Source organism: Segatella copri (assembly GCF_009494395.1).
In the GTDB taxonomy this organism is placed as follows: Bacteria; Bacteroidota; Bacteroidia; order Bacteroidales; family Bacteroidaceae; genus Prevotella.
On sequence record NZ_VZCB01000028.1, the window covers coordinates 1 to 8,635 of the forward strand.

The window sequence follows — 8,635 nt, forward strand, 5'->3', positions numbered from 1 at the left end:
GCGGTTCTACCCTATGTGACACACCCCAAAACGGCCGTTCTCGGACGGGCTGGGGAGGGGGTGATTCGAAAAATAACAGAGAAAAAAACGAAGCATGCAATGCTTAAGGATTTCGATACTTCATTCGATATCAATTTCGATTTGTAAATCACCGTTAGCCCGTATGGCGGTACCTATATAATATATTACCTTTGCATCTGTAATCAAAACAGTTTGATAATGGAAACAAGGGAATATTTCGAAAAAGTGATGCAGGATTACAACCAAAATCGTAAAGGTCGTAGCTTGCGCAAGTATTGTAAGGATGAGGCAGTGGATTATGACTGGCTCATTGAGTTTAAGAAATCATATCGTTCAAATAAGCTTCAACCAGATGAAAACAAGAAGCTAGGCGAAGGTGAGTTTATCGCTTTGACAGTTGAGGAGAATTTTGTTCCCGAGCAACAAACTCCTGCAGGTTGGCAAGTTGAGAGACTGATTTTGAAGTCTCCGACTGGTGATGAGATGGAAATCAAGTGTACTAACCTGTTTGCAGTTGCAGAACTGCTGCGTAAAATGTCATAGCCATGCTGAACTTCACTTCTCGAACAACTTATTATTTGAGTTCCACGCCAACTGATATGCGCAATGGTCGTGAGGGCTTGGCAGGAATCATCCGTGAAAAAATGCAGCATGATCCTTATAGTTATGATGAAGCCTTCATCTTCTATTCCAAGGATTACCGCAAGGTTAAAATATTACATTATGATATCAATGGTTTTGTCTTATACCAGAAGTGGTTTGATGATGGTAAGTTTCTCAAGCCTCGCTTCTTGGAGGCAGCTCGCTGTCATAAGATAAGCCGTGAGACATTGATACTGTTGCTATCAACATCTGTACAAACGGAAATCATATTATGAATACTGATATTAAGAGTTTGATACCATCCATGCATGCAGAACTGAAGCGTATGCAATCTCGTGTTGCAGAGCTTCAAGTCTCATTACAGCAAGGTTCATCTGATGAAAAGGCGATTCGAGAGGAAATTTCTCGAATGAATCTGCGTCAGGTTGAAATCATGGATGCGATGGTAGAGATACAAGAGTATATTTTGGGCAAGCAGGAAGCACTGCTTGCTCTATTGAGAGAGCGCAAATCTCTTCTGACAGCAAAAGAAGCTTTGGAAAAGAAAAACAAGGAATACGAGGAAAAGTTGTTTTTGAAATCTTGTAAGCTTCTGAAAGATAAGTAGTTGTATGGCTTTTCTTAACGGGAAATAGTTGTATGTGTCGCAGAAATTTAGTACCTTTGTACACATGATAAATAACAAGAGTAACATAGAGATGCAGCAAATCATGACTTATTTAAGTACAATGTGGAGTACATCCATGCTGCCCTCTCCATGGAAGCCAAGCTTTGTGTGATGGAATATAAGGAGGGTCGCCGTAGTCACAGTGTGCAGGAAGATGCCATTTTCGAGGACTCTTGTATAAGGGTGTTTACTGCAGATAGAGTAGTCTTGTATGAGACAATTGAGAAGGATTTAGACTTAAGTACAGTGCATCGATCGTTGGCAAGTTGATGAAGTTGTTGAAGAAGATCAAGTTTGATTCTTCTTATGGTGCAATGGTTCAGCGAGCAGTCAACTATGTACTTGATGACGAGAAGGCCTTCAAGGTGTTCTTGCAGGATGGCCGTGTCGAAATGCATAATAATGCGGTCGAACGAATGTTCCGCCACTTGGCTATGGGTAGGCGAAACTGGATGCATACCGGAAGCCATTTAGGTGCGGAAAACATAGCTTTTATGTTCTCACTTTTTGAGAGCTGCAAGTTGAATGACATTAATTTTGGCGATTATATAGAAGATATACTCACCCGACTGATGGAGGGGGAGCAAGACTTCATGTCCCTAATCCCATGTAATTATAACTCGAACAAAAAGGTGAGTGTCAAGGCTGCCTAATAGGTAGCTTTGGCAATATCAATTAATAATATGCTTTTTTTGAAAAATGTTGGATGTGCTAACTGCTGAAAATCAGTAGTTACGTTCTAACGGTGATTTACAAACAATGCCGCCGTGCCAAGATGCTAAGTTATAACTTTGCCTTTTTTTTCAAAAATATCTGTGAAATATAACTAAAAAGTTTGCAGATAACGATATAGTTTTTTATCTTTGCACCATCTAAGTGACAATATATGAATGCAATTCAGTAAATTATGGCAATGAACGACAATAAATCTATATTGCGTGTGCTTCGTGAAAAATTCAAGTACACCCAAGAGGAGGTAAGCAAGTACCTTGGCATCAGCCAGCCAGCCTACCTGAAGTACGAGACGGGGGAGACTGAAGTCTCTATGGAGGGCTTGGAGAAGTTGGCTCGTCTCTATGGTATTGATGAGTATGACATACTCGAAGGTAACATGGAGCAAGTGAACTTTGCATACGCTTTCCGACGTGATGGTGTGGCTAATCTTGAAGAGGTGTCTCACTTCCAGCAAATAGTAAAGAACTATATCATGATGAGCAATGAACTTGAAAAAATCAGATAAAATACAATTGGAACTCTTGTCCCTTTCTCTTCGCCAAGAGCAAGGAGTCAAGTTTAATGAGCCTGTTAGTGTTCATCAAATGCTTCGCAACAAGAATATCATAGCAAGTTTTCAACCTTTGTCTGAGGGTTTTGAGGGCATGGCTATCAAGATACTTCGTAAGGAGCATGATGTGCGACTATTCATGCTTGTCAATACAAGCAGCAATTATAGCCGCCAACGCTTCACGGCTTGTCACGAACTTTATCACCTGTTGTTTCAAGAGGATTTTAGTGTATCCTATGAGACGGATAACGAAGATGGCAAAAAGAGCATAGAGGAACAATCTGCTGATTATTTTGCTCGTTGCTTACTTTTGCCAAGGGATGGCGTGCTATCGTTAATACCAGTAGAGAAGCGAAAGAGAGATGCTATTTCTATGGCAACGGTATTGAAGATAGAGCAGAACTTTCGTTGTTCTCGTTCCTGCCTTCTCTATCGACTCAAGGAGATGGATTTGATTTCCGAGACGGTTTATGGTTTATTTCAGCATGATGTGATAAGGAGTGCTGCGGAGTATGGTTATCCTACCTCTTTATATATGCCGACCCATAGCAAGGAACTGATAGGAGATTATAATGTAAAGGCTCGCCAACTTTATGACAAGGGATTGATTTCCCAAGCCAAGTATTTTGGTTTGTTATATGATATGGGCATTGATTTCGGAAAGGAGGCTTTGGATGGCAAGAGCGAAGGTCATATTGGTTGATGCGGATGTCATAGCGCATTTCATAGCCACAGGTCACATCATGGAATTGAACGGTATCTTGTCACCTCATCAGCTGTATGTTGTCGAGAATGTTTATCGTGAGGCAACACGTCATCCCGGCGATGCCAACCGTAAGCAGAAAGTCGATGAGTGGATTAAGGATTCAAAGACTTGTGTAATCAAGTTTCCCAGTCAGAACCAGAATATCAAGAGGGAGTTTTTTAAGTTGAAGCATGACAATGGTCTTTTGGGTGATGGTGAGTGTGCCTGTATGGCGATGGCTCGCTATGGACAGGAAACGATAGCCAGCAGCAACTTTCGTGATGTGGCACCTTATTGTGATGCCAATGACATTGAATATATCGGTGTGATGGACATTTTGCAGATTGCTATCAACAAAGGTTATTGGACGGACGAGCAATGCGACCAATTTATTATGGATGCCATCAAAGAGAATAATGCTCGTTTCCCCGTGGATAGGATGGAGGAGTATAAGACAGAGAAGGATTTGGGAGGATTCTGAGCAATATAATAGTCATGAGGCTGCGGAAAACTTAGCTTTTATGTATTCTTTGTATGAAAGCTGCTTTCAAATTGCCGAGAGCAGCTTATCTTATGCAATAACTATACAAAATATTTTTTTTTTCAAAAAACCGATAGGTGTAACTACTTGTAATATAGTAGGGATGCTGTATTGATGATATACAGAAGTGAAAATGAAGCTATATAGTTCAAAATCTGATATATGGTATTATCTCGTAGTATATATGGAGATAATGGCGGTTTGTTTATTTGGTGATATTTTGCCATCTGACAGCCAAGCTATGATATGGTGTAGATCCATATTTGGCCAAGTCCATAATAGTCCAAGTTTCTATGCTTTCAACTTTATCCTACTTTTAACTGGGGCAGTTTATATGCTCAATAAGCAAATGCATCGAAAAGTATTTAGGATAAGCAAATGTGTTTCCTATGTAACATCTATATTGTTAGTGGTTGTATGTAGCTCGAAACATCCTATGGCGATAGAGTATCTTGCGTTAGCTTTCTCCTTTCTAACTTGCCTCCTCATTTTTGAATTGAATAAATTATTCGTTGGGGCTAAGGAATCAGACATCCCTAATGCTGGTGTTGAAGGCTTTGTAGCAGATTGTTCGAAACAAGAAGATTTGCAAAATGTAGGATGGGATAAATATGCTGAGAGCTTGTTAACAAGATTAGAAGGAACTAATGCTGTTGACGGTGCTTTTACGGTATCACTAACAGGTAGCTGGGGAACTGGCAATACGACTTTTCTAAGTTACCTAAAGGATCACATGCACAAGAATGGGTTGGTTTATATGGATTTCAATCCATGGCTCAGTAATTCAACGGAGACCATCATTCAAGATTTCTTTCAAGCTTTGAATAGCAAACTTTGTGAACAAGGTATTGAGCTAGAAGATGAAATAGATGAATATGTCAAACTCTTGTTCAAGTGGGGTAATGAATCCTTAGCCGATAAAGTTAGTGAAGTCTTCCCTCTTGGTGATGGTAAAGATTTATCTGTTTTGAGAGAAGAGTTATCCAGTGGTTTGAATCTTCTTGATGGTAAACTTTATATCCTTATAGACGACATAGATCGCCTTCAGGGTAAGGAAATCTTTGAGGTATTGAAACTGATAAGAAATACCGCAGATTTCAACCACATCGTATATATTGTGACTTGCGATAAGGAATATGTACTTCAGTCGCTTCAAGATCAAATAAAAAAGCCAGATGAATATCTTAAGAAAATATTCCAATTAGAGTTAAAATTTCCACAATATGAAAGATATTTGTTAACGCATTTGTTTAAGACAGAACTCCTTGCACATACCCATTATGATGCAGGTTTGCAAAACCAGTTGAATAACTTGGAAATGGAATTAGGGCGCGATAATATCTATCTTAGAGACTATCTCTCAATTTTTCGAGATGCCAAGAGGCTAGTAAATATATTTATGTTGAACCTCGACTATATTGCTAAGCAAGGGGTCGTCGCCGACTTCAATATCAAGGAACTCTTCTTGATACTATTGTTTGAGTATACTGACGAAGTCGGTTTTAATAAATTCCGTGAGAATCTTTGGGACATAGTGTATAAAAAACCATCAGATCCTAAATATTTAGAACTTGAAGATAAGAAAAGGCTAGCAAATTATAAATTCTCAGGTAACTCCTTGCGTTTACTGAATGCTTTGTTCCCACCACTATCTTGGAATACACCCAAGCCTAAGCGTAATAGCATAAGACGAGAAGATAAATTGCTTACATATTTCAGTTTCCGTCCTTATACATATCAGATGAGCCTAACTGATTTTACAAATCTTCTAAAGAGCTCATCTCCTGAAACGATTAAATCTTATGTTAAGAATTCTAATGTGGGTGTATTCAGTAAGGCATCGTCAATTTACCAAATGCTTGATGAGCAGTGGCTGAATGGCTTGGATGACAATACCATTAAGAATTTCTTCTTGTTGTTGACGGAATGGACAGAGAAGTATAAAAGTTATACCCTAGACGAAGTCGGTTCTCTTTATAAGGATATTCTTTTGAAGTCTCATATAGATGAGAATAAGGTAGATCTTATAAAAGGTATTCTGCATGAATACTTCGCATCAATACAAGAACCTTTACGTGGCATTTATATCTTGCAAAAGATATTATGCAAGATGATACCATGCTTTGCACAGCAAGACGGTGATGGGAATGAGATTTTTTATCCAGAGTGCATCTATAGTTCTGAAGAATTGCATGTGATGTTAAGTGAAAATGCTCGTAAGTTCTTGAATATGGTGAAACCTGGAATTAAGGATTTCTTGGAGGAATCTAGGTTGAAATCATTTGTAGGATGCTCTGTTGTTTATAATGAATCATCTTCAAGGCCTCAGTTTGATTCTTTCCCTATAGAAAATGAACTGATAACTTATTTCTCTCAGAACAAGGAACATCATGATATTCGAACATTTATAGAAAAGTTTGTTATCGCTAATTATCCTGGTGATAATGATAAGGAAAGGATTGAGGCAATGACAGCAGATATAAGAAAGCATTTTGCTAGCATTGACTTCTATAGACGTTTCTTGCAAGAATGCTTTGTGCATAAAGATGGGGATAATACTTTGGATGAATATCTAAAGCATAATCGTTTGAAAGCACAAAATTAAGTTTAATTTAAAGGAGTGTGCTTAGTAATCCTTCACTCTAATAACGATATAAAATAACTTTTTTCAAAAAAAGATAAGTGTAACTACTTGTAATATAATAGTGGTGACGCTGTATTGGTGATATGCCTAATACCCATGCGGTCCCATCCCGCACAATTTGGCGAGACCTTTGATTGGTCCGCCAACCTTATAGCGTAGCGGTTCCGAGCACCGGAGGGCGGTTACATCCTCTCGTTCCTGAGGAAAGAGAGGCTTGGTGAGAAAGGTGGAGCTCTCCTTGCAGGAGAGACGGAGAGGTAGAAAAATACCTTTTTTAATGGGAAAAAGCGATGCCAGTGAGTGCAATGAAAACTCGCTTTCAAATTGCCGAGTGCAGCTCGCTTTATCGACAAGGAAGGACGGGATGATATGCATGCAAAGCCATTTTGACAATCATGTGATGTAATCAGAATGAATACAACGAACAAAGGGGAACGACCAAAGACTGGTTGTTTCCCTTTGTTCGTTTAGAGGCAATAGTATCAGGTGTATCTGTCATCTCTGATTTTCCCATCAATTATCGGCTTGCGGTATTCCTGCAAGGTGCGGCGACTGAGCTTTAAGTGCTCGGAGAGTTCCTGATGGACAGACAAAGCCACCGCAAATGACATATATAATAAAGTAGATGATGCCAACGCCAAAATACTGGCAGCCCTATAAGCCACAAAAAAGAATAAAAAGAGGGATTTTGTAAAATGAACCAAAATGGACCAATTTTCCTGAATCTTTACATGAGAGACACAGAAAACCGAAAACATTCGTTCAATCAACGACTTAGGAAATTATGTACGAAAAGAATAGTAAAATAATGTTGATTTTCGTAGAATGATATTAATTTTTTAACACGCATAATTTGCTAGTTTCCAACAATTTTCGTATTTTTGCAAGGAGATTCTGTGTCTCTTATATCGAGATTCAGATGAACGACATCAAAAAACGAACTTGATTCGTATGATGAAAGAGACAAATATACATTCACAGGTTACGTCCACTATTGCAGGGGACGACGGCGAAGCCATGGCAAAAAGTGAAGGATATGTAGCTGAAAATGGTTTTGTAGCAACAGATCCGACGCACTTTGGAAAGACGTATCATGATAAACAGTCGAGGTAAACGTGTTGTCCGTGAGGCTGTTTTCTTACCACCTTTGTCTTTGTGAGAGTTGAGGACAAAAATCTTAATGAAATCCGCTTCCGCTCCGATGTTTATAAGATGCTTACGGATAATAAAAATCCCAACCTGTATTGCTACAAGCTGGGATGATTTTGAACACGAATAACTCGAATAACACGAATTTCTGGGATCTGTTCGGGATTTCTAGAGATGGAAGTCGATTTCCTTCAGCCATTCCTTGACATCGAAGCAAGGACAGCTCTTGCGAACCCAGGGGAGGTCGCGATGACCTAGGATCTCGGCACCGGGATAGTCGAGGGCGAGACTGTAGAGGAGGTCTTCCAGAGAATCCTTCTGGGCTGGAGTGCGAGTGTCGGCAGGCTTGCCTTTCTCGTCGAGACCACCCTCGTAGCAGATTCCGATGCTGTGGGCGTTGTAGTGGCGGGCGTGAGCCCCCACCTCGTTTTCTGGACGACAAGGATAGACCACGCCATCCTTCGTAATGTAATAGTGGTAGCCGATGCTCTTGAAGCCTCTTGCCTTGTGGCAGGCTTCCAATGCTTCTACAGGGAAGTCCTGGTTAACACGTGTGGCACTGCAATGTACCACAATCAGATTGATTTTTCTTGGATTCTTCATCTTTTCTAGTGATTAATGATTAGTGATTATTGATTAATTACCTTAGCCCTTGCAGCTCTGCACACAGAAGGCGCTGAGGACGGCAGTGAGGACAGTGATGACGAAATTGATTACTTTCTGAATTGTTTCCTTTTTCATGTTAATTAGTGATTAATGATTAGTGATTAGTGATTACTTTTCCCACAGATTACACAGATTTTCACAGATTTTCTTTACTGTGAGACCTGATGAGTATAAGACCTTTGCTTGCAACGAGAGTATCTGTGCAAATCTGTGAAATCTGTGGGAGACAAAAGAGAGGAAGCGGGCAGGACGAGCAAGTATCCGTTCAGGGCGATGATTTGACAATGTTGAATTCATTCCTGATGTGCCCTCGG

General features: G+C 39.8%; 11 protein-coding genes and 1 pseudogene. 9 read left to right on the plus strand and 3 right to left on the minus strand.

Features of this window, described 5'->3' with window-relative positions; genetic code table 11:
* The first annotated feature begins 219 nt into the window (after nucleotides 1–219).
* From F7D73_RS03135 to F7D73_RS03170, 8 genes and pseudogenes are all read left to right on the plus strand, one after another.
* The gene (locus F7D73_RS03135) at nucleotides 220–564 is read left to right on the plus strand and encodes a hypothetical protein (RefSeq protein ID WP_117587496.1); all 345 of its coding nucleotides are present in this window, start codon (nucleotides 220–222) and stop codon (nucleotides 562–564) included.
* A 2-nt stretch (nucleotides 565–566) separates the two neighbouring features.
* Nucleotides 567–899 carry an IS66 family insertion sequence element accessory protein TnpB gene (gene tnpB / locus F7D73_RS03140; RefSeq protein ID WP_118201877.1) on the plus strand — a complete coding sequence of 111 codons (333 nt, stop codon included), beginning with the start codon at nucleotides 567–569 and terminating at the stop codon, nucleotides 897–899.
* Nucleotides 896–1,231: a hypothetical protein gene (locus F7D73_RS03145; RefSeq protein WP_153122249.1), complete on the plus strand. Its 336-nt coding sequence runs from the start codon at nucleotides 896–898 to the stop codon at nucleotides 1,229–1,231. The genes tnpB and F7D73_RS03145 overlap by 4 nt, the downstream gene beginning before the upstream one ends.
* A 305-nt stretch (nucleotides 1,232–1,536) precedes the next feature.
* Nucleotides 1,537–1,944 (plus strand): annotated as a pseudogene (locus F7D73_RS03150) (IS66 family transposase); the annotation flags it as partial.
* A 260-nt stretch (nucleotides 1,945–2,204) separates the two neighbouring features.
* On the plus strand, nucleotides 2,205–2,531 hold the full coding sequence (locus tag F7D73_RS03155) for a helix-turn-helix domain-containing protein (RefSeq protein ID WP_118140693.1): 327 nt from the start codon (nucleotides 2,205–2,207) through the stop codon (nucleotides 2,529–2,531).
* A gap of 139 nt (nucleotides 2,532–2,670) precedes the next feature.
* Complete coding sequence (locus F7D73_RS03160) at nucleotides 2,671–3,279, plus strand: ImmA/IrrE family metallo-endopeptidase (protein WP_194256834.1); 609 nt, start codon at nucleotides 2,671–2,673, stop codon at nucleotides 3,277–3,279.
* On the plus strand, nucleotides 3,251–3,802 hold the full coding sequence (locus F7D73_RS03165; protein ID WP_147347231.1) for a hypothetical protein: 552 nt from the start codon (nucleotides 3,251–3,253) through the stop codon (nucleotides 3,800–3,802). The genes F7D73_RS03160 and F7D73_RS03165 overlap by 29 nt, the downstream gene beginning before the upstream one ends.
* 193 nt (nucleotides 3,803–3,995) lie before the next feature.
* On the plus strand, nucleotides 3,996–6,467 hold the full coding sequence (locus tag F7D73_RS03170; RefSeq protein ID WP_153122251.1) for a KAP family P-loop NTPase fold protein: 2,472 nt from the start codon (nucleotides 3,996–3,998) through the stop codon (nucleotides 6,465–6,467).
* A 521-nt stretch (nucleotides 6,468–6,988) separates the two neighbouring features.
* On the opposite strand, the gene F7D73_RS16025 is transcribed toward F7D73_RS03170, so the two are convergent.
* Complete coding sequence (locus F7D73_RS16025; protein ID WP_194256835.1) at nucleotides 6,989–7,147, minus strand: hypothetical protein; 159 nt, start codon at nucleotides 7,145–7,147, stop codon at nucleotides 6,989–6,991.
* Nucleotides 7,148–7,457: 310 nt separating this feature from the next.
* Between F7D73_RS16025 and F7D73_RS03175 the strand changes: the two genes are divergently transcribed.
* Nucleotides 7,458–7,619 (plus strand): hypothetical protein, encoded by a 162-nt coding sequence (locus tag F7D73_RS03175; protein ID WP_153122252.1) that lies wholly within the window; start codon nucleotides 7,458–7,460, stop codon nucleotides 7,617–7,619.
* A gap of 204 nt (nucleotides 7,620–7,823) precedes the next feature.
* Here F7D73_RS03175 and F7D73_RS03180 read toward each other — a convergent pair whose 3' ends face one another.
* Entirely contained in the window at nucleotides 7,824–8,258 is a 435-nt protein-coding gene (locus tag F7D73_RS03180) for an N-acetylmuramoyl-L-alanine amidase (RefSeq protein ID WP_153122253.1), read from the minus strand.
* Nucleotides 8,259–8,300: 42 nt separating this feature from the next.
* A complete protein-coding gene (locus tag F7D73_RS03185; RefSeq protein WP_153122254.1) occupies nucleotides 8,301–8,396 on the minus strand; it encodes a smalltalk protein in 96 nt (31 codons plus the stop codon).
* Nucleotides 8,397–8,635: the final 239 nt, after the last annotated feature.